This window comes from Desulfovibrio intestinalis (assembly GCF_014202345.1).
GTDB classification, from domain to species: domain Bacteria; phylum Desulfobacterota; class Desulfovibrionia; order Desulfovibrionales; family Desulfovibrionaceae; genus Desulfovibrio; species Desulfovibrio intestinalis.
Map to the genome: position 1 here is coordinate 111,531 of NZ_JACHGO010000008.1, position 22,893 is coordinate 134,423.

20 protein-coding genes are annotated in these 22,893 nt (G+C 58.1%); 6 read left to right on the forward strand and 14 right to left on the reverse strand.

Annotated features, from left to right (window positions below; translation table 11 throughout):
• Positions 1-153 precede the first annotated feature (153 nt).
• On the reverse strand, positions 154-1,605 hold the full coding sequence (locus HNQ38_RS12540) for a radical SAM family protein (RefSeq protein WP_183721587.1): 1,452 nt from the start codon (positions 1,603-1,605) through the stop codon (positions 154-156).
• Positions 1,606-1,691: 86 nt separating this feature from the next.
• Between HNQ38_RS12540 and HNQ38_RS12545 the strand changes: the two genes are divergently transcribed.
• Complete coding sequence (locus HNQ38_RS12545) at positions 1,692-2,186, forward strand: hypothetical protein (protein ID WP_183721590.1); 495 nt, start codon at positions 1,692-1,694, stop codon at positions 2,184-2,186.
• A gap of 134 nt (positions 2,187-2,320) precedes the next feature.
• Here HNQ38_RS12545 and HNQ38_RS12550 read toward each other — a convergent pair whose 3' ends face one another.
• On the reverse strand, positions 2,321-3,343 hold the full coding sequence (locus tag HNQ38_RS12550) for a glycosyltransferase family protein (protein WP_183721593.1): 1,023 nt from the start codon (positions 3,341-3,343) through the stop codon (positions 2,321-2,323).
• A 216-nt stretch (positions 3,344-3,559) separates the two neighbouring features.
• On the opposite strand from HNQ38_RS12550, the gene HNQ38_RS12555 reads away from it, so the two are divergent.
• The 5 genes from HNQ38_RS12555 to HNQ38_RS12575 all read left to right on the forward strand — a co-directional run bounded on the left by HNQ38_RS12555 (position 3,560) and on the right by HNQ38_RS12575 (position 10,112).
• Positions 3,560-6,673, forward strand: coding sequence for an AsmA family protein (locus HNQ38_RS12555; RefSeq protein WP_246388144.1), 3,114 nt, complete (start codon positions 3,560-3,562; stop codon positions 6,671-6,673).
• 160 nt (positions 6,674-6,833) lie between these two features.
• Positions 6,834-7,505: an adenylate kinase gene (locus HNQ38_RS12560; protein WP_183721598.1), complete on the forward strand. Its 672-nt coding sequence runs from the start codon at positions 6,834-6,836 to the stop codon at positions 7,503-7,505.
• 473 nt (positions 7,506-7,978) lie between these two features.
• The gene (gene dut, locus HNQ38_RS12565) at positions 7,979-8,494 is read left to right on the forward strand and encodes a dUTP diphosphatase (RefSeq protein WP_183721783.1); all 516 of its coding nucleotides are present in this window, start codon (positions 7,979-7,981) and stop codon (positions 8,492-8,494) included.
• A 72-nt stretch (positions 8,495-8,566) separates the two neighbouring features.
• Positions 8,567-9,772, forward strand: a complete 1,206-nt coding sequence (locus tag HNQ38_RS12570; RefSeq protein ID WP_183721601.1) for an aspartate aminotransferase family protein — start codon at positions 8,567-8,569, stop codon at positions 9,770-9,772.
• A gap of 124 nt (positions 9,773-9,896) precedes the next feature.
• Entirely contained in the window at positions 9,897-10,112 is a 216-nt protein-coding gene (locus HNQ38_RS12575) for a TraR/DksA family transcriptional regulator (RefSeq protein ID WP_183721604.1), read from the forward strand.
• Positions 10,113-10,841: 729 nt separating this feature from the next.
• On the opposite strand, the gene HNQ38_RS12580 is transcribed toward HNQ38_RS12575, so the two are convergent.
• The 12 genes from HNQ38_RS12580 to HNQ38_RS12635 all read right to left on the reverse strand — a co-directional run bounded on the left by HNQ38_RS12580 (position 10,842) and on the right by HNQ38_RS12635 (position 22,827).
• On the reverse strand, positions 10,842-11,846 hold the full coding sequence (locus HNQ38_RS12580; protein WP_183721607.1) for an inorganic phosphate transporter: 1,005 nt from the start codon (positions 11,844-11,846) through the stop codon (positions 10,842-10,844).
• A complete protein-coding gene (locus tag HNQ38_RS12585) occupies positions 11,839-12,468 on the reverse strand; it encodes a DUF47 domain-containing protein (protein ID WP_183721610.1) in 630 nt (209 codons plus the stop codon). Before HNQ38_RS12585 ends, HNQ38_RS12580 begins: the two co-directional genes overlap by 8 nt.
• 278 nt (positions 12,469-12,746) lie before the next feature.
• The gene (locus HNQ38_RS14285) at positions 12,747-14,078 is read right to left on the reverse strand and encodes a pseudouridine synthase (protein ID WP_183721613.1); all 1,332 of its coding nucleotides are present in this window, start codon (positions 14,076-14,078) and stop codon (positions 12,747-12,749) included.
• Positions 14,079-15,335: a GAK system CofD-like protein gene (locus HNQ38_RS12595; protein ID WP_183721616.1), complete on the reverse strand. Its 1,257-nt coding sequence runs from the start codon at positions 15,333-15,335 to the stop codon at positions 14,079-14,081.
• Complete coding sequence (locus tag HNQ38_RS12600) at positions 15,332-15,976, reverse strand: 3'-5' exonuclease (RefSeq protein ID WP_183721619.1); 645 nt, start codon at positions 15,974-15,976, stop codon at positions 15,332-15,334. The genes HNQ38_RS12595 and HNQ38_RS12600 overlap by 4 nt, the downstream gene beginning before the upstream one ends.
• 15 nt (positions 15,977-15,991) lie before the next feature.
• Positions 15,992-17,404: a tRNA uridine-5-carboxymethylaminomethyl(34) synthesis GTPase MnmE gene (gene mnmE, locus HNQ38_RS12605; protein WP_183721623.1), complete on the reverse strand. Its 1,413-nt coding sequence runs from the start codon at positions 17,402-17,404 to the stop codon at positions 15,992-15,994.
• A gap of 239 nt (positions 17,405-17,643) precedes the next feature.
• The gene (locus HNQ38_RS12610) at positions 17,644-18,936 is read right to left on the reverse strand and encodes a protein jag (protein ID WP_183721627.1); all 1,293 of its coding nucleotides are present in this window, start codon (positions 18,934-18,936) and stop codon (positions 17,644-17,646) included.
• Positions 18,937-18,978: 42 nt separating this feature from the next.
• A complete protein-coding gene (gene yidC, locus HNQ38_RS12615; RefSeq protein WP_183721630.1) occupies positions 18,979-20,619 on the reverse strand; it encodes a membrane protein insertase YidC in 1,641 nt (546 codons plus the stop codon).
• An 8-nt stretch (positions 20,620-20,627) separates the two neighbouring features.
• Complete coding sequence (gene yidD / locus HNQ38_RS12620) at positions 20,628-20,894, reverse strand: membrane protein insertion efficiency factor YidD (RefSeq protein ID WP_183721634.1); 267 nt, start codon at positions 20,892-20,894, stop codon at positions 20,628-20,630.
• Entirely contained in the window at positions 20,891-21,283 is a 393-nt protein-coding gene (rnpA, locus tag HNQ38_RS12625) for a ribonuclease P protein component (RefSeq protein WP_183721636.1), read from the reverse strand. The genes yidD and rnpA overlap by 4 nt, the downstream gene beginning before the upstream one ends.
• Positions 21,284-21,324: 41 nt before the next feature.
• The gene (gene rpmH, locus HNQ38_RS12630; RefSeq protein WP_183721639.1) at positions 21,325-21,459 is read right to left on the reverse strand and encodes a 50S ribosomal protein L34; all 135 of its coding nucleotides are present in this window, start codon (positions 21,457-21,459) and stop codon (positions 21,325-21,327) included.
• A gap of 306 nt (positions 21,460-21,765) precedes the next feature.
• On the reverse strand, positions 21,766-22,827 hold the full coding sequence (locus HNQ38_RS12635) for a hypothetical protein (protein ID WP_183721642.1): 1,062 nt from the start codon (positions 22,825-22,827) through the stop codon (positions 21,766-21,768).
• Positions 22,828-22,893 lie beyond the last annotated feature (66 nt).

Below are 22,893 nucleotides of genomic sequence, written 5' to 3' on the forward strand. Positions count from 1 at the left end.
GTGTCAAGCCCACGCAGATGCAAAATAACAAGTTCTTTCAGGATGCTTAGTAAGGCGGGTTACGTATGGTGAAGACGCTGACAGGAGCCAACGCCTTCACCATACAAAAAGACAATAAACTATCTGTGACCACAGTCACACATTCTTGTTTCTTTATTCCTGAACAACGGCTGTTTCCGTGCCATCGGAATATTCGTCAGATGTGCCATCATCACTGGCGCTCTCGCCAGGAGCCAATGCGCCTTCCTTGGCGCGCGGTTCCGGCAGGCTCCAGGTTCCGGGCATGGGAGCTGTCAGTTCGGCCTTTTCACCCACATAGGGGTTAAAATAGCCGTGACGCAACCACGGGCACAATTTTTTCAGCCTTTTCATAAACTGTATCAGGCCCATGCTTGGGGAAAGCTCAAGCGTACCGCCGTTCTCGCTGCCCTGTTTCATGAGGTTGAAATACCATTCAGGGTCAATATTGAGATTGCGCCACTGAATCATGCTCACGCCGTTTTCGCCCACCATGCGGGCCAGAGCTTCCAGCTCTTCTTCCGTATCTGTGACGCCGGGGAAGAACAGCAGGTTCAGGGACACAAAAATACCACGGCTTCTGGCTTCGCGTATGGCAGCGCAAACGTCGTCCAGATTGTAATCCGCAGGCCGGTAGTAGCGTTCGTACAGGGTTGGCCGCGCACTGTTGATGCTGACGCGCATGCTGGTAAGCCCGGCTTCAGCCAGACGGGCTACGGCCTGGGGCCGTGATGCATTGGTATTACAGTTCACAGTGCCAAGCCCGCCGCCTGAACGGAAAAGCCGTATGCTTTCTTCCAGAAGATCCGGGTTCATTAGGGGGTCGCCTTCACAGCCCTGACCAAAGGAATAGATGGGCGTGCGGCTTTCGCGTCCGGCATGGATGCGCATGATTTCGGCCACTTCGGCAGGTTCCGGTGTGAAAGCCAGACGGCATTGGGGCGTCACCGCCACAGGGGAGTCATTATCCTGGGCCGAAATACAGCCGACACAACGGGCATTGCAGGCGCGTGACGTGGGCAGGGGGGCCTCATAACGGCCAAGGGCAAAATTGCGGGCCGCCGGGCAATCGTACCGGGCGACGCAATTATCCATAATATGGCGAACAAGCCTATTCTTTGGATATTCGCTCAACAGCCTGCGCGCGCCCTGTTCGATGCGATGACGCGGAATGCGGGTGAACACCTGGCGCGGGTCTGTATCAACCCTTTTGGCGCAGATGTAAAACCGCCCCCGCGCAAAACCTATTGCGCCATAGGCAAAAAGCGGCAACAAGGGCGCACCGGGATTGCTGGTGTAGGCAGGATGCGCCGAAAGCGTGTGGGCAGGAGACGCAAAAGCCGCCACAGCCAACTGGGCCTCGCCCTCGGGCGAAGTTATTTCGCCAGTATCGGGATCAAGCCCCACGGCCTGACGCCCAGGCAGCAAAAAAAACTCGCTTTCTTCCGGCAAGGGCATAAGTTCGTCCGGGCGGGGCAGCCCCCATTGCGCACCCCGGCGACAGACCATGAGCAGGTGTTCGTCATCATAAACATTGCCCTGCTCATCGGCCATAACCAGATGCGGCTCAATATGCGGCGTGGCCATAAATGCTCCTTGCCCCCTCGGGGGTGAACGTATATAACGGCCACACGCGGCCGGGCAACCCCGGCCCGTACTTTTGGAGGCCCTTCATGTTTTCCATAATGCTTTTCATTTTCTTGTGTTTTTTCGGCATTCTTGCCGTCCTTGTCTACATGCTGCGCAGCCAGGAGCGGCTGGTACGGCAACTGCACGAAGAACACGCCCAGCTGCGATTGTTGCTGCGCGCCGTGGAATCGCGCATGGACTACCTGGATGGCGGCCAGCCCGCCGCCGGGCCCTCAAATACTGACAGTCCGGAACAGCAGCATATCCATATGAATTCTGCGCCGTTGGCAGAAGCGGAAATGGATATGGACTCGAACCAGCACGAGAATACATACCACCCGGTGCGCGCAGCCAAACTGACGGCACGCAGTGCTGATACGGCACAGAATCCCAGCTATGACCCCTTGCTGCACCTGAGCTTTGACCCGCCTGCGGGTAATGGCCAGGAAGTGCGCGCGGCCAGTTCACCTGCGGTGGACCCGGCTCTGGACCTGCACTTTGATCCTATGGACGTGACACAGGCTGTGGCCAGACGCTGAACTGACCGAGAATTTCGGCCCACAATCTCGCCCAAGTCACGGGTCAGACGCCTTGTCCTGAAATTTGTCCTAGACGTTTCGTCCAGACATTTGGGGCAGGCACTTGGCTCCTGTCTCCGGCCCCAATACCAGGCCTAGCTCTCCGGCCCGGCAAGGCCATAGCGGCCTTTGGCTGCGGCAAGGTACGCCCGGCGGATATCAGGATTGCCGCATTCATCGGCCCAGTGCAGATAGAGCAATCTGAGACATTGTTCAAGTACGGCCTCTGACCTGGCAAGACGCTGCGGCACAAGGCATTCGTAGCCGCAGCTCCACAGGTCGCACAGGTGGTCGGTAAACGCATGGGCCCTGTGGCTTGCGCGGTGACGCGCATTGACCTCGGCCAGCCCCGCTGCCCGAATGTGCGCCGCCACTTCCGGGTGCTCCAGCAAAAATTTTATGCGAAAAAGCGCGTCGCCCACATCGTTGGGCGCATAGCCCACCAAATGTTCGCCGTCCACAAAAAGTTCGGCAAGACCGTGTCCCACGCGGGGCGTCACAAGACAGCCGCCACAGCCAAGGGCTTCAAAAACCCTGAAATTCAGGTCGCCGTGCTCGCAATGGTTGAGCAGAACCCGCCCCTGAGAAAAAAGCTGCCTGTAAGGGCCACTGGTTATGTGCAATCCCGGCAATTGACCGCCCAGAGCGCGCAAAAATTCTGAACGCAAGGGCATGTTTTCCGAAACAGTTCCCACAAAAAGACAGTCCCAAATGGCCTGTGCCTCAGGATCGGGCTGGTCCGCTTCCCAGGCAAACGGCGGGGACCACCACAGCCGGTCTTTATCAAGAAAAGGACCGGAAAACAGGGAAAGATGGTCACGCAGGGATACTATGCAGGCGTCAAAGGCCTGGGCATAGAAGGGGTGCCAAGTGTGAATGTGTGAATCCACACTGTAAAAAACCGTCAGGCAGGGAAAATTTTCAACCCCGAGCACAAAGGGAGGGCGACTTTTGTCAGCCACTACCAGCACGTCAGGCGTAAAGTCCGCCAGCCGCACAAGATCTTGCCAACCGAATACGCGGTCGTCCTCAAAGTTGTGCAGGACCACATCCTGCCAGCCGGTGGCGCGCAATTGCGCACCAAAAAACGGGCTGCCTATCCATAAAACTCGTTGCATGGTTCTCCGGTAACTGTCAAAAAGCCTTTTGCATGTCGTACAGTTGCCAACAAGGCCAAGATACCATAGGTTTGAAACCTAGCCTCGACGCTTCGCGGCGTCAAGACGAGAGACTGCAACATGCTTCTTAATGCCCGCCGATTAAGGCTTCTCGCGCGCATTTTTCTAGCGCTATTCCTTCTGCTGTCGTGCCTGACTGCGGGGGCCTTTTACCTATTGCAGCGCAATCCCGAAGCGCTTGCCGGGCATTTTATTGAAGAACTGAGTGCACGCACCGGACTGACCATCACGGTGGACTCCGTAAACGTGGCGCTTTTGCCCGTGCCCGCCCTGGCCGTGAGCAATGTGACAGTTACAGGCGAAAACTGGAATTTCACCACGGCATATGCGACGCTGCGCCCCGACTTTGCCGCTCTTCTTCAAGGCCGCCTTGAACCCCGCAACATATCCCTGTTACGCCCCCGCATAAACGGAACCGTACCCGTAGCCCTGAGCCCGAACATGGACTTCAAGAGTCTGCTGGGACCAGGCAGCGACGGCCCGCTGCCATTGCCGGGGCGCTGCCGCCTTGCCATACAGCAAGGCGAAGCGCGCATTGAGGGGGCCGATAATTCAAGCCTTACCATTGAAGGCGCGCAGTGTGACCTTGAGGCCAAGCCCGGCGACAGCATCAGCGGCAACATTTCGTGGACCGCCGCCGCTCTTGTACCGCCCGAAGGTCAGCCTTTGCGCCTGGACAGCCTGTATATCGACGGCAAAACCAGCCTTGTCGATCCCCTGACGCACAGCCCGCGTATGACGGGCAGCGGCGTGTTACGCCTGCCGGACTGGCTGCCCGAGCTGAAATTTTCTCTCGACCTTACGCCCGATATTCTTCCCGGCAAGAACGGTCTTACCCTGGTGACAGACCTCGGCGGCACCATCAGCAAAGACTCCGTAGCCATTCCCTTCAAGCTTGCTGGCAAAGCCGCGTGGCAGCAAACCAGCCCTGACACGATCAATCTGGACAAGCTGCAACTGGCCTTTGGGCCAGATACCGTGAGCTTTGACGGCGCAGTGCACCTGAAAAGCAGCACGGGGCCATCTATAGAAGGACGCCTGCAACTGCACAGGGCAAGCCTCACCCGCTGGCTGGGTTTTGCCCGCAATCTGGCACCCGGCCTGCAGGTGGCGCTGGACGAGCTTACTGAAGGACTGCTGGTTTTTGATCTGGACGCCGCCGGGCTGCGTGTGCCGCATATTGAAGTATCTGCGGCGGGCAGCCGTTTTACGGGATCAGGAGGAGTGGCCGACTGGCACAAGCCGGAACTGTTGCTGGACCTTATGTCCGAAAACGTAAATCTTGGCCGCGCCATTCCCGAAGCCGTGGGCGTTCTGCCAGAAGAACCGCAGTTCGGGCACGGCCCCTTCACCCCGCTGCCGGGCGCGCCCCTCATGCCCGGCGAGATCGGCCTGGACTACAACGTCCGGCTGGCCGCCAAAAAGGTGGATTACGGCACCATAGTTATCAACGACGCGCTGGTGGTCATCCGTCAGGGCCTTGTTGACGCGCAGAGCCGTCTGGAAGACACCCTGCTGCTGGTGGAAGGCAAACTTTACGGCGGCAGCGTCAAGGGAGAAACCATCCTTGGCGGCGACAAAAGCACGCCCTACTCCATACGACTGCGTGCCCGCGACGTGAACGGCGAAAATCTGGGCAAGGATCTCAAGGTCATGCCCGTAGGGGGCGGACGCCTGCGGGCCGACGTGGACATCATGAGTCAGGGCCGCGAGCTGGATGTTTTTTTAAGCAAGCTGCGCGGCAGCGTGACCGCCCGGGCGGAAAACGGATTTTTGCGCGCCCCGCCACGCATCAGCGGCGGGAAAAAGACGACCTTTGCCTTTTCTATGATGGACGTGGGCCTCAAGGTGCGCACAGCAGCATGGGACGGCCAGAAACTCGGCCTTGAGGGACAGTGGACTGCGGGGATGGCCGCTTCCGGCCTGGACCTGGCCGCCGATATTAACGGCAGATTATGGTTCAGCGGTGATGGCGCCGACGGTGGGCAGATGGACTTTACCAGCCTGCCCGGCTCATTTTCCCTGCGCATGGACCCGGAACGCTCTTTCAAACCCGACGGGCTGCATGTACAGGCTTCTGGCCGCTTCAGCGGGCAATCAGCCCGTAACGAATTTTCTGTGTCCGAGGGGCACTTCAATGCTTTAGGCATAGAGGCCCACGGGCAGGCCAGCGTTATCGCCGCCAAAGAAGGCCCCTCCTGGCAGGGCAAAGTCTCCGCTTACAGCTCAGACATGGCACGCACGTTGCGCCTTGCCGGAATGGGCAAGATCACTATGCCCAAGGGCTTCAACAGCCTGGAAATGGACACCCGTTTCAGGGGCGACTCAACCTCGCTCTCCTTGCGCGAAATCCGCACCAAGCTTGACCAGAGCACCATCACTGGCACGCTGAATCTGGCTTGGAAAGAACAACTCAGCCTCAATTTCAAGCTCAATGCAGACGAGCTTGATCTTGACCGCTACATGAACGGCGACAAAAACAGCGGCGCAGGAAAAAGCAGTTCCGCCAGCAATAAGGAGTGGGACTTGCGTTTCATGCGCAATTTCAGGGCGCAGGGCGAAATGGGCGTTGGCAGGCTGAAGGCCATGCGCTTCACACTGCAAAACCTGCGTACCAAGTATAAGCTGGAAAACGGGCGGCTCACGTCCGATTCCATAACGGGCCAGTTTTACGGCGCGCCCGTCATAAGCAAAGGCTCCATCACCTTCACGAAGGGCCTCAGCTTCAGCAACACCCTCACCATCAACGACTTTGATCTTAAGGCAGCCAGCGATGCCCGGGGCGGAGCCGCCGCCCTTACAGGCAAAGGGTCTGTGCATTCGGAAATGCATGCCAATCTTACCGGGCCGGATCAGTTGCCCGCCCTGCTCAACGGCAAATGGCGCGTTGAAGTGCTCAACGGTTCTTTTCAGCACAGAACCCCAGACGGCAAGCTCAAGGGCAAACCCACTATGATTACCGCGTCAGGCGCTTCTGGCACGATAACCAATGGCGTAGCACGCGGTAGTGATTTTTATCTCAAAGGGCCGGGACTTAAAGTCAGTGGCGGCGGCTGGATTGATTTCAACAATGAAACTCTGGACTGCAATTTCAACGTCAATATGAAAAATGTGCCAGATTTTCCCCTCCGCCTCTACGGCAGCATGAGCAATACCAAAACCTCCATTGGCGCCGGAACTCTTATTTTGAACACCATTGGCGACATCACCAAGGGTTTTGTGGATGTGCTCGGCGGCATTGTCGAAGGCACCTGGAAGCTTTTTCGCTGAAAAAAAATTTGTTGGTATACAACACTTCTGCGCAGTATCAACGCACGCCGAGTCGACCATTCTTCCTGTCACCCGTTGACAGAAGCGACTTTACGGTCTAGGTTCGTGGTGTGTTCTTTTTTGCACAACCAAAATTGCGGTTCCGCCAAGGAGAGTAACGGTGAATATTCTGATTTTCGGACCCAACGGCAGCGGCAAGGGTACCCAGGGCGATCTTATCAAGCAGAAATACAACCTCGCCCACATCGAATCCGGTGCCATTTTCCGTGAACACATCGGCGGCGGCACTGAACTTGGCAAAAAAGCCAAGGCCTATATTGACCGTGGCGACCTCGTGCCTGACGACATCACCATTCCTATGGTGCTTGAAACCCTGAAAACCAAGGGTCAGCACGGCTGGCTGCTTGACGGCTTCCCGCGCAATATGGTGCAGGCTGAAAAGCTGTGGGACGCGCTGAAGAAAGAAGGTCTTCGCCTGGATTATGTGGTGGAAATTCTGCTGCCCCGTGAAGTGGCCAAAAACCGCATCATGGGCCGCCGCCTGTGCAAGAACAACAACAACCACCCCAACAATATCTTCATTGAAGCCATCAAGCCCGCTGGCGATGTGTGCCGCGTCTGTGGCGGCGAGCTCTCCAGCCGCTCCGACGACCAGGATGAATCCGCTATCAACAAGCGTCACGATATTTACTACAATGACAAGGACGGCACTCTGGCCGCGGCATATTTCTTCAAGGATATCGCTGCCCAAGGCAAGACCAAGTACATTGAACTGAACGGTGAAGGCAGCATCGACTCCATCAAGGAAACCCTGCTGTCCAAGCTGGCCTAAGCGATTTCATCAGCAATGCTGTCGGCAGCCGTCAGGCACTCTGGTGCTTGGCGGCTGCCGCTTTTAATTGCACTGGCAACTGAGCAGGCAATAACCGGATAAGGGGCTTCTGCCGCACGGCAGAATCCCTTTTACAGCATTGCGAATAGTGGCACGCCTGAGCACCGGGAGCAGGCTGACTTTTTGCCATGCCATTTACGGCGGGTTTCTGTGCCCTTTGCCCGGCACCCTGCTGCCAATGGCAACCCGAATCGGCGAAGCGGGGTCTGTTATCAATGCCCGCACTATTCGAGGGATTTGGTGGTATTGGGCGGTTCCTGTCGGTATATGGCGCTATCCCGCACAATGCATCAGTCCCCTGCATTCCATGCAGCGCAAGGCCACACAGTATACTTGCCCCCGAAGGCAAGCTGCGCTACTACTCGGCCATGAGCAATTCACAAAACAATAATGACTTTACCCGAAGCGCATCAATGCTGTTGGACGAAGTGATTGGCCTGCCTGCGACCGCACAGGCTAACAATACTGTGGACGTCGCCTTTGTGCGCCCCGCAGCCAAACAGCTGTATGCTCAGGATGGGGACGATTTTTTTGCCCCGGCCACCAGCAGCTCCGCCGGATTCGACCTGCGCGCCTGCCTGGATGACGATGAAGCCGTCATCGCTCCCGGCCAGCGTCTCAAAATCGGCACGGGCATAGCAGTGCAGCCTCAACCATCAGGCATTGCAGGCTTTGTTTACTCCCGCAGCGGGCTTGGCGCGCGCGATGGCCTCACCGTAGCCCAGGGAGTAGGCGTCATAGATCCCGACTATACGGGAGAAATTCTGGTGGTCCTTCTGAACACCTCCGGGCAGGAACGCCGCATCGCCAAAGGCGAACGCATCGCCCAGCTTATCTTTCAGCCCTTTATGCGACCGAACTGGCGCGAAGTGACGGAACTGACTCCCACAGAGCGCGGTTCCGGCGGCTTCGGTCATACCGGACGCTGATTGCGCTGTACCGGAAACGCCGGTACGCGCCCATCCCAACACCATATGTTCACTGAGAAAAGGAGTCCGTCCATGTCACAAGCCTTTGCTGCCGTCAAAGCCGGGGAAGAAAGCCTGCTCTGCCGTTCTTACAGCCGCTATCCCGTGGCTGTGGTCCGAGGCAAGGGCGCGCGATTGTGGGATGCAGACGGCAAGGAATATGTGGACTTGCTGGCGGGCATTGCCGTCACCAGCCTGGGACACTGCAACGACGAGGTTAACGCCGCTCTTGCGGCTCACGCCGAAAAACTCTGGCATGTGAGCAATCTGTTCTATCAGGAAGAACAGCTTGAACTGGCCCGCCTGCTGCTGTCCACCAGCCATCATCAGAAAGCATTTTTCTGTAATTCCGGGGCTGAGGCCAACGAGGCCTGCATCAAGCTGGCCCGGCGCTATATGCGCAAGGTGAAGCAGCGCGATGCTTACGAAATCATCACCCTTGAAGGCTGCTTCCACGGACGTACCCTCGGCGCTCTTGCCGCCACCGGGCGCGAAAACCTCAGTGACGGTTTCGCGCCGCTGCCCGAAGGATTCAAACAGGTTCCCGCTGGTGATATTGAAGCTATGAAGGCTGCCATTACCCCGGCTACCGCCGCTGTTCTGGTGGAAGTGGTACAGGGCGAAGGCGGCGTGGTGCCTCTGTGCGGCGAATACCTGCGCCAACTTGAAGCCCTGTGCCGGGAACGCGACGTGCTCTTCATGTGCGACGAAGTTCAGGCAGGCCTTGCCCGTACAGGTAAATTCTGGGCTTTCCAGCAGTATGGTCTGAAGCCCGACGCCATCAGCATGGCCAAATCTCTAGCAAACGGCCTGCCCATGGGAGCCATGCTCGCCACAGACGAGGTCGCCAGGGGCTTTGAAGCAGGCAGCCATGCCACCACCTTTGGCGGCGGCGCTCTTGCTTCGGGCGTGGCAGCCAAGGTTGTGGAAATTCTGCTGCGTGACAAACTGGCTGACAGGGCCGCCGAACTGGGCGAACACCTGAAGCGTGAACTGGCCGCCATGCAGACGCGCCAGCCCGGAAAAATTAAAGAAGTGCGCGGCCTAGGCCTTATGGTCGGCATAGAACTTGCCGTTGACGGCAAGCCCGTGTGGGAAGAACTGCTGCGCCGGGGTTACATATGCAACCTGAGTCACGGCATAACTCTGCGCCTTCTGCCGCCCCTGAATATCGACAAGTCTGACCTTGATGGCTTTTTGCAAAACCTTGAAGACATTCTGGCTCAGATTCCCGCCTAAAAAGCTCATCAGGGGCTTTACAGGAAAAAAATTGTGGACTAAATAGTCTGCGTTGAAAATCGACTACGATTACTACGGCAACCCCGCTCCGGCGGGGTTGCCGCTTACTTTGACAGGAGACAGCATGGACGTTTTTGATCAAGCTACTGAACTGGAACGCCTGGACCGGGAATCTGCCCTTTTGAGAGCTCGTGCGGCCATTGACCGCGAAGGGCCTGAAATCATTGATGGCGTGGCCTGCTGCCGCGAATGCGGCGATCCCATTCCCCTGAAACGCCTTGAGGCGCTGCCCGGTGTTGGCCTGTGCCGCGCTTGCCAGGAAGAACGCGAAGACAGCTAGAGCCCGTTACGCCTGATAGACGTGTAGCGGCAAATAAAGCCCGCCTGCGCCTATTTTGCGGCAAGGATCTGACAACTCCTTGCGAACATTTCATGCGTGAAATGCTCTAGCCGCCCCCTCCCCCACATTTGAGCCGGGCACCCGCCCGATCCGCATTTTCCGGCTTCTGCCGATTCTTGACGTGCGCCCTTTATCCGGCAACACGGCACGGCGCATATACACAACATGCTTTCATGCCATTGGGCCTGAACAGATCCCCATTTTTGATTGAAATCTGTGTGTGTATTTTTGCTTCAAAAGGCCAAGCCACGGCACATGTGACGCCCGCCGGAAGGCGTCAACGTAGCTTCCTTGCTTGAGCCGTTGCGACGCAGGCTTTAAGCGTTGTGACGAAGGAAACTACGCCTAAAGACAGCATGTGTAACAACCCTGTTTTTTCTATGCAATCGCTGTCGCCATCCGTAAGCCCTTGGGGCAACGGCTGCCGCGAAACTACGGACAAAGACGGTAATGAGTTACGCGAAAGTTTTGCCCAAGAATTCGCTGTCGGTATCTGCACTACGCTGACACGGCAATGGCTAATGCGGCCGCAGAACTTGCCTGAACCGTTGATGGAATCGTCTTACGGGAGCGTCGCTGCAGATACTTCAACAAGCGGCGTGCCGCCAAAAACAGAGCAGCCCCTGCCAGTTGGCCGGGGCTGCTCTCATATGATTGAAAGAACGGTAATCAGTTCCAGATAAAGTGCAGCAACCAGTAAGACACAAAACCAACGGTGCCCGCAGCGGGCAAGGTCAGCAACCAGGCAGTGACCAGACTTCCGGCCACGTTCCAGCGCACGGCAGAAAGCCGCTTGGTAGACCCCACGCCAAAGATGCAGGCCGTGATGGTATGGGTGGTGCTCACAGGCGCGCCCATCATCGAAGCTCCGGTAATGACCATTGCCGCCGAAGTTTCAGCTGCAAAGCCGTGTACGGGCTCCAATTTGAAGATGCGGTGTCCCATGGTCTTCACGATTTTCCAGCCGCCCACAGCAGTGCCCAGGGCCATAGCCCCGGCGCAGGACAGCTTGACCCACAAAGGCACTTCAACAGCGTCGATTTTTCCAAAAATAAGCAGCGCCAGGGTGATGATACCCATAGTTTTCTGAGCGTCGTTCAGGCCGTGGCTGATGGCCATAAACCCAGCCGACACCAGTTGCAGCCGCCTGAAAATGCCGTTGACCCGGCGGCGGTGTACTCGCGCACATATCCAGAAAATAATCCACATAATCAGGTAGCCCATAAGAAAACCCGCCAATGGCGAAGCCACCAGCGGGATGAGCACCTTGTCAAGAATCCCCTTGCCGTTCAATGCGCCAAATCCGGCGTCAGCAACGGCTGCTCCGATAAGTCCGCCAATAAGGGCGTGGGACGAAGACGAGGGAATGCCGAAATACCAGGTGATGCAGTTCCAGGTGATGGCTCCCACCAGAGCCGCCAGAACAAGCACATGGCTGCCCTCAACCACATGAGGCAGCACAATGCCGCTGCCCAGCGTCTTGGCCACTTCCGTACCCAGAAGCGCGCCGCCCAGATTGAGCAGAGCCGCCGCGCCCACGGCAAACCGTGGAGTGACCACCTTGGTGGACACTACCGTGGCAATGGCGTTGGCGCAGTCATGAGCACCGTTGGTGAAGTCGAAGATAAGCGCCACCAGCACAATAAGCGCCAGCAGCACAGGAATATCAAACATTTTTCAGCACCGCTTCTTCAATGGTTTCAGCCAGGGCATTGACCTGCTCAAGCAAGATGCTCATGCGTTCGTAAGCCTGACTCCATTTAAGCGTCTGCATGATCTGGGGCACGGTGATTTCCTGCTGTTCGTCCAGCAGTTCCGCCAGCCCCACAGCGAGCAGCATATCGCACTCGCCCCGCAAATTGCGGAAGGCGCGGGTTTTGTGGCAGTCGCGCCGATGAGTCAGCCCCTCAAGCATGAGCCGGCTCATATCCAGCATGGCGCTGATGGTGCGGGCCATCTGAAGTGCGGGAAAGCGTATGCGCGTGAATTCAAAAATATGCAGCCGGGTGCTCAGGCTGTGCAGGCAGTCCATGCACTCTTCCTGCTCCTGATTGATGCGCAGGATGTCTTCGCGGTCAATGGGAGTAATGAATGTTTGCGAGAGATCACGGATGATCTGACTGTGCAGAACGTCCGCCTCTTCTTCCAGAAAGGCGATTTCCTTATGGATATGGTCCATATTGGCCACATCGTCCAGCATTTCAACCAGCAGACCAGCCATGCGTCGCAGAAGACTGTTCTGCTCTTCCAGCATGGCAAAAAATGGTGCGGATTTAGGCAACAGCGCTGGAAACATCCTTTCTCCTTGAATCGGTTACACGTACATGACCACTGCCATGCGCTATAACGGTTGATGTTCCGGCGGTTGACGTTTCGGCGGTTGCCCGCCTGACGGGCCATCCTGGCAGGCCGCCGTCTTTTGACTGAATAAATGTATACTCACTAGGGGCAGGTGCCAAGAGGCCACGAGCAAAACAAATAAAAGTTTTAATCCCTGGCTGCGGATTTACAGTATCTTCAAGCTGTTGGGAATATTTTTTTTGGACATGAAAAACTGTTTACGCACTCAATATTTCATGACATTGGATGCGTCCGCGCTGGCATGACTCCGGCAAACCATGTGCGGACAAGGCCCATCAGGTCGTCCGGCAGCGGCCAGGAAAGGTCGTCAACGCAAGCCGTGCCAGGCAGGCGCAGGCCGCCGTGGTGCAAAAAAAATCGGGGCATCGAAGGCTGCTGCAAAGAATTCTCTGCATCTGGATGCAGCGAATCTTCGCTCTCTGCATACAGAGCGTCTCCCCACAATGCGTGGCCCAGCCCGGCGGCGTGTACCCGTATCTGGTGACGCGCGCCCCGCCGTATGCGGCAGGCTGCCAGTGTAAGCCCTTGAGGGGGAAGGTGCAGCGGCAAATCCAGGGCAGAAGCCGCGCCATCTGCCACCGAGCTGTCGGCCCCATAAGGCTGGCCGGTCGCTACGCTGGAGTTTGCACCTGAAAAATTGTGGGCAAGCAGCGCCCGCAGGTCTTCGGTGTCAGTCTCGCCAGGATGCCAGACATGCAGAGGCCAAAAATCTGTCCAGCGCGTTCTGTCGGCTTGTGCTTCCCGCAGGCGTGTTTTGCGCCGGCCATTGGCGTTCAGGACCTGACGCGCTGTAGCAGGGCCGGAAAGCACGCCCGTCAGCAGGGCCACATACCGCTTTTCGCAGTAGCCTTCGGCCTCGGCGGCACGAAAATCTGCGGCAGATTCGGGCGTCAGGGCCGCGCAAAGCAGACCAGAAGTTCCAAAATCCAGCCTTTGCAGCAGCATCAGCTTTTCATGCTGGGCCGCCACTCCACTATTACGATGAGCATCCAATCCAGCGGAAGCGCCAGGGGAGCATGTAGTTTGCCCACAGTGGCGCCCCGCCCATTGCTCCACCAGGGCAGGGGCAAGAGCCTCCACACTGGGTTCAGAACTTCCAGCCAGGGCGGCGCTGTGCATATAGGCAGGTTTGCTGAAAAAGCAGTAGCCATTGCGCACGGTGAGCATGCGCAACCCAAGGGCGGCTGCAAGCGAACAGGGATCAGTTGTGGAAGAATTTTCGTTTGAAGTAGCCGAAGGCCGCATGCCGGGCCCTGTTGGGGCGCTGCTGGCCGCCGCTTGCGCTTCTGCCTCAAGCAGCGTCACAAGATCCCCCTCACGCATGCGGCGTGAGGCAGGCGCGGCGCGGCCATTGACGAGAATAAGGCCTTTTTCGATACAGCGCTTGCGCCCCCGTATTCCCATTTGCGGCAAAAGCGCTTCCAAAGCCTGATCGAGCCTTTGCCCCGCCTGCTGGTCCACGCGAAATTCCTGCGTGACACCTGTGGTATCAGGGCCAGGGACGCTCTGTTCAGACCCCTGCGGGCCAGTATATTCGGATTTCACTCAGATCTCCGCAGTTTTGCCCGGCAGAAGATCAAGGATGGCGCGGGCCGTCAGTTCCGGCTCATGATGCTGGGGATCGTTTACGCACACCATGTGGCGGTCCACAAGGTTGAGGCCCATATCTTCAAGAGCGCGACGCACCTCGGGTCCAAGGCCGCCTTCGTAGCATCCGTGGCGTGAATCCACCAGCACATGGTGCAAAAGCCGGTCTGTGGGCGCGTTTGGTGCGTCTTCACGCAGATGACGCAAAATCATAGCGGCTTGTTCAGCTACGCTGAGGCCGAACAATTCGGCGTCGTTGCCAGAGTTTGGAATAAAAATTTTAGGGCAGTCCGCTTCGGCCACAGTGCGCCCAACGCCCTGCGGCAGCAGGTTGGCCAGCACACTGGTGTAGAAGCTGCCCATAGGATAGCAGATGGCCCCGGCAGAACTCAAATAGACGTTGGCGGCTGGAGCCAGCGGCGGGCGGCAGGGCGTGGTGGAAAGATCACGAAAATTCTGGTCATTGAGCCGCTCCGGCTCATGCACGGTGAGAAAAAGCCGCCGCACAGGGCGGGGCAAATCCCTGAAGCAGTGCTGCCCCACAATCACAGAGCCGTCATCCAGTTCCGCAGCCAGATGCAAGCTTTCCCTTACAATGGGCCGAACCACGCCCCTTGTTTGCAACAAGCGGCTGAAGAAGGCCAGCACGGGGTCAAAGTCACGCTTGTGGTGCAAATAGCCCCCTGCCAGCACAAGATTGCCGAAGCAGGCACGGTAAGGATCAAAATCCGCAGGCATGCGGTCCAGAAAGAAATTCAGGTGCAGGCGCAAGGCGTCGGCAAAAACGCGGGGCATGGTTTTCCAGACCCGGTGCCCTGGCCTGCCCATGCCTGTGAGCTGCAGACGCAAAAAATCCGCCGGATCTTTTTTGCCAGACAGGGAGACATTGAAACCTGCAATGTTCACACCCTCCGCCACAACTTCATCTTCGGCAGGCAGGCGGCCTGCACAAAAATCCAGTACCGTGGCGGGCACCACCGCACTGTCGGCCAGGGCCAGCAGACGGTTGCGAATATCACCCACGGCGGGCATGGCAAAAGCCCGGCGCAAAGCCGCCGAGCTGCCGCCGGAATCAAATGTGGTGACCAGATGAACAGAGTTGTGTGTGTGACGGGTCAGCTCACGGCTCAGGCCGCGCAGTGCTGTACCACCCGTAAAGAATGTCAGGCGCGGGCCAAGGGCCGGAAAGGCCGTTGGGGCCGGGGTGGCCTTCATGCGCTGCTCCCGCAATCTCCGACAGGCCAGGCCGCGGGGCGCGCGGAAGGAATAAGCCCCAGCTCGCACATGCGCATGAAAATAAGACGGCCTATCCAGGCGTCGGTGGCGGCATAGGCTATCTGGCGTGCGCTGAGTTCTGGCAGGCTCCAGTTTGAGCACTGCGATCCCTTGGAAATGCGCCAGCCAAAAAAATTGGCGGCCAATGTGCGCAAGCCCTGGCTGGGCATTCTATGGGCTCTTGCCACGCCCCCCAGATCAACGAGCCCGGCTGGCTCAAAATCGTACAGCTTGGCCAGATCGCGCATGTCGTCCCTGATGCCCACACCAGCCTTGATCTGGGCGGGATTTGCCAGCAATTCCGCCAGTTCAGGGCCAAAGGGCATCCAGGCCAACTGTATCAGGTACACAGCCTGCGCTGTTGCCAGCTGAATAAGCGCGGGTGAATTGCGCCGTCCCTTGCGGAAAGAAGGCCGCGTTTCTGTGTCAAAACCGAGAATACTTTCCTCAAGCAGTTGCGGCCGCACGCTCTGCCAGTCTTCTTCACTGCGCACCACATGCACCTGTCCCTCATAATGGCACAGGGGCAGAGCATTTACTTCCTCACTGCTCAAACGGCGTCGTAAGACATCAATATCCATAAGTAATTTACCAGACTACTTGCCAATGCAGAATTGAGAAAAAACCTTGTCCAGAACCTCGGCAGGGCTGCTCAGCCCTGTTACTTCCGCCAAATGGGCGGCAGCAACGTCCAGACGCACGGCGCAACAGTCATATGGCCGCCCGGCATCCACATCTTCTTGCAGGGCAGTCAGTTCGGCCAGGCTCGCTTCAAGGGCCAAGGTTTGCCGCGCATTGGGCGCAAGTCCCTCTTCTCCGGCAGTTTCGCCCTCTGACAACAACAGCGTACGCAGGTGTTCGGCCATGTCCTCCACCTGTGTATCGGAAAAAGCGCTTGTTACGCAACAGGTTTGGCCCTGAATCCAACGTGGGGGAAATTTTTGTGGCATGCACAGGTCGCATTTATTCCATACTACCAGCACAGGCGTGTTGCCCGCAGAATCCAGCACTTCACGCGCTGCCGGGTCGGGACAAACTTCGGCGTCAGCCCCGGCTTCCCCCAAAGCGCCACCGTCCAGAACCAGAACAATGGCGTCGGCTTCGGCCAGTTTTTGACGGCTGCGCTCCACGCCCAGCTCTTCAATACTTTCAGCAGCCTTGCGCAGGCCAGCCGTGTCTGTCAGGCGCACCGGCAGACCGTTAAGATCGCAGGCTTCTTCAAGAAAATCTCTGGTTGTGCCGGGAATATCCGTAACAAGCGCACGGTTGCGCCCGAGCAGCGCGTTCATGAGGCTGGATTTGCCTGCGTTGACTGCGCCAGCCAGCACCACTACCGCACCCTGCTGCATGACGCGCGCCCGGCGGCTGCCCTGAAGCAGGTGCCGCAGCGCTTTGGCAACCTTATCAATAGTAGCGCTGAACGTAGGGGCGTCCATACCCTCTACTTCATCTTCGGGAAAATCCACGGCCACACAAACCTGCATGCGCAATTCTTCAAGCTCGTTGCGCAGCGCTTCGGTGCGGCGGGCGAGCAGCCCGTCCAGGCGGTTAAGCCCATAGCGCAGGGCCTCGCGCGAGGGCGCGGCGATCAGCTCGGCCACGGCCTCGGCCTGGCTCAGGTCCATACGGCCATTAACAAGCGCGCGTCTTGAAAATTCGCCTTTCAGGGCTTGGCGCGCGCCCTGCCGCAACGCGCTTTCCAGAACGGCCTGTACGATGAAGGCCCCGCCGTGGCAATGAATCTCGGCCACATCTTCACCAGTAAAGCTGCGCGGGCCGGGCATAAACACAACCAGCACATCGTCCAGAGCTTCACCGTTCCAGTCCAGAACGCGGCCTCTGTGCATGAGCCAGGGGCGAAAATTGTCGAACTTGGACGACAGAGGCAAAAACATACGCGAGAGCACCTGTTTGGCTTCCGGGCCTGAAATGCGTACAATACCTACCCCACCAGAACCGGGGGGAGTGGCAATGGCCGCAATGGTGTCATTGGTGCTGGTGCTGCTCATGATCGCGCCGCAAGCCTCTGTTCCTTGCCGTGGGCCATATGGCGGCCCGGCTTTTCAGGGTTCAGGAAAATGCGGCTCCCGCCTCTTCGCCCAAGGCGAAAATACGGAAGCCGCTATAAATGAAAGCACAGCCCGGCAATTTTAAATCGCAGCCCTTGCGGGCGCAACAGCCGGATTTACGCTGAAAGAATGTAACGGAGCTTAACTTTGAAAATATTTACTCTCAAAGTTGAAAGGCTCTAGTTCTTTTCAGCCTTCCTGCGCAGTATGACAACTCTCTTCATGGGGCCATCGCCCGTGCTGCGTGTCTGCACATCCGTGGCTTCCTGCAAACAGACGTGCACGATGCGGCGGTGATAGGACGACAGGGGCCGCGTGGAATAAGAACGGCCACTCAGACGCACCTTTTCAGCCAGCGAAAGCGCCATTTCGCGCAGTTTTTCGTCCTGACGGCTGCGGTACTCGCCAGCGTCAAGCTGCACGCGCACGGCGGCGTTCATACCGCGCGATACAATGCGCGAAATCATGTACTGAAGCGCTGCCAGAGTTTGGCCTTCGCGGCCAATCAGCAGGCCGGAATCTTCCTCACTATCAATACCGACCTGCACCCTGTCGCCGCCAAGCTTTACTTCAAGCTGCACAGCGTCGCCAACGATGGGACGCACGAGCTGGCGTACGGTGTCGCGCACAAGCGCCTCGAGCCGCTCCTGATCGAGCTGCTCCATAGGCATTGCAGGCAGGCCCTCAGCTACTTCTTCAAAATCATCGTCCAGAGAGTCAACAGACTTGGCCTGACGGGCAACTTCGCGGCCGCCTTCTTTCACGGCGCTGCGATTCTCGCGGCTGTCATGCGCTTCTCCGCGGCGGCCACGGCCCTCTCCCCGGCGGTTTTCGTCGCCGTTCTGGCCATTCTGGCCTCGCCCGCCATTTTTGGGGGCTCTGTCTCTGGAGCGTTCAGCCCGCCCTTCGATTTCAGCTTTTTCAACTGATTTTTCAGGGCTTTTATCAGAGGCTTTGTCGGCAGCTTTGTCACCGTTGCGAACGTTGTTTTTCTCAGCGCCACGCTCGGCGTTTTTATCGCCCTGCTTTTCAGAACGCGGGCCAGTCCCCTTGCCAGACCGGGCCTCGCGACCCTGTGCGGCTTCAGGCTGGCTGGCTGTTCCGGCTTCGGCAGCAGGCTTACGCCCGCGGGAACGGCCATTACGCTTTTCTTGCTGGCCAGCGGGGGCCTGCCCATTTTCTTCACGCTGATTACGGCTTTTTTCCGGGGCTTCAGCCGAAGCGGCGTCGCTTGCGGCGGCGGGGGCGGTTTGCCCCCCCTTGCGGCCAAGCGCGCTTTCAACAGCTTCACGCAGTTGCACCCGGCGCGCGCGCACTTTGGCTTTGCGCGCACCAACGATTCCAAATATACCGGACTTGGAATCTTGCACGATTTCAATTTCCAGCTTTTCGCGCGCCGAATCGAAGTAACTGCAAGCCTCTTCGATGGCGCTGTCCAGGTCCTTCCCCTGGAATTCTTTAAACCCTTCCATACTCGTCCTCGTTCCAATAGGCGGTACAGACCGCCGTTGCGGCTATTTCGCGGCGGCGTGGGCCTTGAACTTACGGATCATCATCTGCTGCTGGGCAATGGAAAGCACGTTGTTAACCAGCCAGTACAGCACAAGCCCTGAGGGGAAGTTCAGGAAAAGCACGGTGAAGATAATGGGCAGAAACATCATGATCTTCTGCTGGGTGGGGTCCGTGGCAGGAGGACTCATCTTCTGCTGCAAAAACATGGTGAAGCCCATGATGATAGGAGTAATATACAGCGGGTCTTTGGTAGACAAGTCTGCCAGCCAGAGCATGTCCGTACCCGGCAGGTACTTGATGAAGGGCGCATGGCGCAGCTCAATGGAGGTCAGCAGGGCCTGATACAGGCCAAAGAACACAGGCATCTGAATAAGGATGGGCACGCAACCGCTGGCGGGGTTAACGCCATAGGTCTTGTAGAGGGACATGACCTCCTTGTTCATCTGCTCCTTGTTGTCCTTGTACTTTTCGCGCAGCTCCGTCATATGGGGCTGCAGCTTCTTCATCTTTTCCATTGAGGCGTAGCTCTTGGCCGTAAGGGGCCAGAACACGGCCTTGATGAGCACGGTCAGCAGAATGATGGACAGGCCCCAGTTGTGAACATACTTCTGGAAGAATTCCAGCAGCCACAACAGACCCTTGGCAATGATGTGGAAAAAGCCCAAATCGACGCTTTTGGCAAGCTGGGGTGAAACGGCCTGAAGCTCGGAGCGCACCTTGGGGCCAACCCAGTAAGAAACAGACAGTTCCTTTTCCTGACCGGGGCCAAGCAGGGTTTCCTGCTCTTCCACAGCAGCGCGGTACACGTTCTGCTGCATGACGCCCTTGATGGTCACGTTGTTGACATCGCCGGGCAGCACAGCCGTAAGAAAATAGGTGCTCATGGCGCCAGCCCAGTAAATCTTGCCTACAGCCTGCACGCCTGTGGTTTCAAGGGTGCCGGATGAGCTTTCTTCCTTGAGGCTGCCGTCATTATCCCAGGCAATGCGCATGGCGTCGTAACGGTCGCCAGATGCATTGCTTGCATCAGCGGCAGCTGTGTAGCTCACGCGCACGCTGCGGGCCTGTTCGCCCTGGTTCGTCACACGAACTTTTTCGCTGATAAGGTAGTTCGAAGAGTTGAAGGTCAATTCACGAACCACGCGCAAATTGTCCACTTCACCGATCAGGCGCAGGGTTCCCTGCTGATTCTGCCCAAGGGTAAGGCCCTTTTCATCGGTATCCATAGACCACTGGCCGGTGCTCCACGAAGGCTGGCTGTTGATAACCAGCCCAAGAGGGGCCACCTGGGCCGTCTTGGGATCAACCATATTGACCAGCGGCGAATCAGCCACCAGGCCAACCTGATAGTTCTTGAGTTTGAACGAGCGCAGCGCGCCGCCGCCGCTGTAAATAACGGCTTCATAAAGGGGAGTGTCCACAGTGAGGTCGCGCCCGGCTGAGGGCGCAAAAACAGGCAGGTTAGTCTGCGCAGGTGCAGGCGCGGTCTGCGCTTGCTGCTGCGGAGCCTGCTGGCTTTGATTTTGCTGCGCCACGGGGGCGGGCTTGGAGGTCCAGCCCATATGCTCGGCCAGATAACCCCAGCCGACAATGACAATAAGACAAAGAACAATGGCGATGATAAGATTTTTACCGTCTTGCATGAGGGCGCTCACTCCTGGGACAATGGCGGAACGTCATGACGACGTCGTGCTGGTGGTGGAACCGGGTCATAGCCCGAACCGCCCCAAGGGTGACAGCTGGCCAGGCGCTTGAGCGCAAGCCAGCCGCCCCGCAGCACGCCGTGGGTCATGACGGCCTCTACGGCATAGGCGGAACAGGTGGGATAATAACGGCAAGCAGGGGGCAACACGGGCGAGATGCAGCGCTGGTATACCCGGATGGGAAATACGCAGAAAGTGCGCAACAATTTGCTCATGGCAGACCCGCCAATGCCGAAGAGCCCGACTGGTGTCGGGCCGCTCGCTGCAACAGTGGCAAAAGCTCCGCAGCCACATGGGCGTAGTCCAGTGCGGCTTGTCCGGTATGCTTTTTGGCTATGGTTACGATGTCAGCCTCCACGGGCAGCTCCTCTCTGTGTAGGCGGTAGAATTCCCGCAAGAGTCTCTTGACGCGATTTCGAACCACGGCGTTGCCCACCTTACGGGAGACAGCCATGCCAGTACGCGCGCGAAGACCGGGACAGGCTCCCGGCAACACAAAGACAAGGAAATGCTCGCTGTGGTAGCGCCTGCCCCGCTCGTAGCAGGCTGTAAACTCCACCCGGCGGCGGATGCGCAACTGCCGGGGCAGGAGGTACCGGCACATGGAAGCTCCCGGACGACGAACAGGGGTTGCCCCCCGTTCAATCAGGCGCTGAGGTGCTTGCGGCCCTTGGCGCGACGGCGACGCAGAATAGCACGCCCACCGGGGGTGGCCATACGAGCGCGAAAACCGTGGGTGCGGGCCCTTCTGATTTTGCTAGGCTGATAAGTTCTTTTCATGACTGACTCCTTAAAATTTCCGGTATGGCCAGCGCCCGAACCGGGACTTTGCGGTACGCCGGGCTTTTAGCGGTTGGGGTGCCGTCCACCGCATCGCGGTAAGGGACGGCAAGGCCCTGGCGTTAAAATATATGGAAGAAGCTACATACACGCACGCAGCCCCCTCGTCAAGCGCAGACTGTGCCTGCCCTGCTCTGCATATTCGCTTGGTTGTCGAAAATCTGCGGCACAGAACCGCCAGAGCCCTTGAGCCCCATGCAAAAAAAACTGCGCAGTCACGCCAAATAAAAAATAGCGTAACTGATATCAGGGCAATGGGGCTCGCACGGATGCGGCTCCGCCAGAACCAGAACCGGAGCCAGAACCGGAACTGGCCCCGAAGGCAGAACTGGAGCCAGCGGCAGCGCCAGAACCAACGGCAGGCTCTGAACCGTAGCCCGCTCCATTGGAAGGAGGAAGCAGGTCGTCGGCAGTGAGGGCTGGTACAGGCGGAGGGATAGGAACATCTGCAAGAGAATTGGCATTACCCTGCCGCGCAGAGCCTGCCGCTGTCTGCCCCAACGCGCCTGCTGCTGGCCCCGTTCCCGTCAGTGACATTGGGGAGGAAGTGGACGGCGTAGTTGCAGGTATGGCTGCTGGCGTGGTTGCTGGCATGCCCCCGTTGGGAGCAGATGCGGCGGAAGATCCGCCTGCTCGTCCGTTACCAGCGCTAGTTGCCGCCTGTGGCTGCACAGAAGTTGCGCTGCCGGACTGGCCGTTTACTGTTACTGCCGTACCCCCACGGGTTCCATTTTTGCCCGAAGCCGGATTTGCCGTTGCAGCCGATGCCGCAGGCACTGCCTTGCCGCTGCCCTGCTGCGCCGCTGGCGGCGTAAGGGCGGGGCTGGCCGAGACTGGTTTTTGTGCCGAGGTTTTAGTCTGCTGTACTGTGGCGGCTGCGTCCTTTTTTGCAGGCCGCGACGCGCCACGGGGCCAGGGCCGCACTGGAGCGTTGGGATCAACCGTTATGCTGTGCGGTGCAGCGCTACGGCTGCCCTTGCCCACAGACGTGCCCGCAGGTTGCCCCTGAGGGCTGGACATGAGTTCAGGTACAGCAGCCGGGTCGGCAAATGCCGCGCCCGCCATGCGCAGCTGGCGCGGTTGCGTCAGTGTATTCCAATACAGGCGTGCACCGCCATTGCGCATCCAGGCCTCATTCAGATTTGCCCCGCCGTCTGGCAAGGTTTGCGGCTGTGAGGATTCCGCAGCCTGCGCCGGAAGCACGTCAAACGGTCCAGACACGGCGCTCAAACACAAAACAGCCGCGCTCAGAACCGTGCGGCGCAACGTGCGGGCAATCACTGTTTTTTTGCATACTGTCATGGGCATGATACCACCTCTGCTACGCTTATCGGCCAGCGGCCATCAAACTTTAGGGGTTGAGCCTGTGGTGCT

Coding starts and splice junctions, on each gene's coding strand:
- HNQ38_RS12540 (WP_183721587.1), bottom strand. CDS start 1,605: ATGGCCACGCCGCATATTGAGCCGCATCTGGTTATGGCCGATGAGCAG.
- HNQ38_RS12545 (WP_183721590.1), top strand. CDS start 1,692: ATGTTTTCCATAATGCTTTTCATTTTCTTGTGTTTTTTCGGCATTCTT.
- HNQ38_RS12550 (WP_183721593.1), bottom strand. CDS start 3,343: ATGCAACGAGTTTTATGGATAGGCAGCCCGTTTTTTGGTGCGCAATTG.
- dut (WP_183721783.1), top strand. CDS start 7,979: ATGCTGTTGGACGAAGTGATTGGCCTGCCTGCGACCGCACAGGCTAAC.
- HNQ38_RS12570 (WP_183721601.1), top strand. CDS start 8,567: ATGTCACAAGCCTTTGCTGCCGTCAAAGCCGGGGAAGAAAGCCTGCTC.
- HNQ38_RS12575 (WP_183721604.1), top strand. CDS start 9,897: ATGGACGTTTTTGATCAAGCTACTGAACTGGAACGCCTGGACCGGGAA.
- HNQ38_RS12580 (WP_183721607.1), bottom strand. CDS start 11,846: ATGTTTGATATTCCTGTGCTGCTGGCGCTTATTGTGCTGGTGGCGCTT.
- HNQ38_RS12585 (WP_183721610.1), bottom strand. CDS start 12,468: ATGTTTCCAGCGCTGTTGCCTAAATCCGCACCATTTTTTGCCATGCTG.
- HNQ38_RS12595 (WP_183721616.1), bottom strand. CDS start 15,335: ATGAAGGCCACCCCGGCCCCAACGGCCTTTCCGGCCCTTGGCCCGCGC.
- HNQ38_RS12600 (WP_183721619.1), bottom strand. CDS start 15,976: ATGGATATTGATGTCTTACGACGCCGTTTGAGCAGTGAGGAAGTAAAT.
- mnmE (WP_183721623.1), bottom strand. CDS start 17,404: ATGAGCAGCACCAGCACCAATGACACCATTGCGGCCATTGCCACTCCC.
- HNQ38_RS12610 (WP_183721627.1), bottom strand. CDS start 18,936: ATGGAAGGGTTTAAAGAATTCCAGGGGAAGGACCTGGACAGCGCCATC.
- yidC (WP_183721630.1), bottom strand. CDS start 20,619: ATGCAAGACGGTAAAAATCTTATCATCGCCATTGTTCTTTGTCTTATT.
- yidD (WP_183721634.1), bottom strand. CDS start 20,894: ATGAGCAAATTGTTGCGCACTTTCTGCGTATTTCCCATCCGGGTATAC.
- rnpA (WP_183721636.1), bottom strand. CDS start 21,283: ATGTGCCGGTACCTCCTGCCCCGGCAGTTGCGCATCCGCCGCCGGGTG.
- rpmH (WP_183721639.1), bottom strand. CDS start 21,459: ATGAAAAGAACTTATCAGCCTAGCAAAATCAGAAGGGCCCGCACCCAC.
- HNQ38_RS12635 (WP_183721642.1), bottom strand. CDS start 22,827: ATGCCCATGACAGTATGCAAAAAAACAGTGATTGCCCGCACGTTGCGC.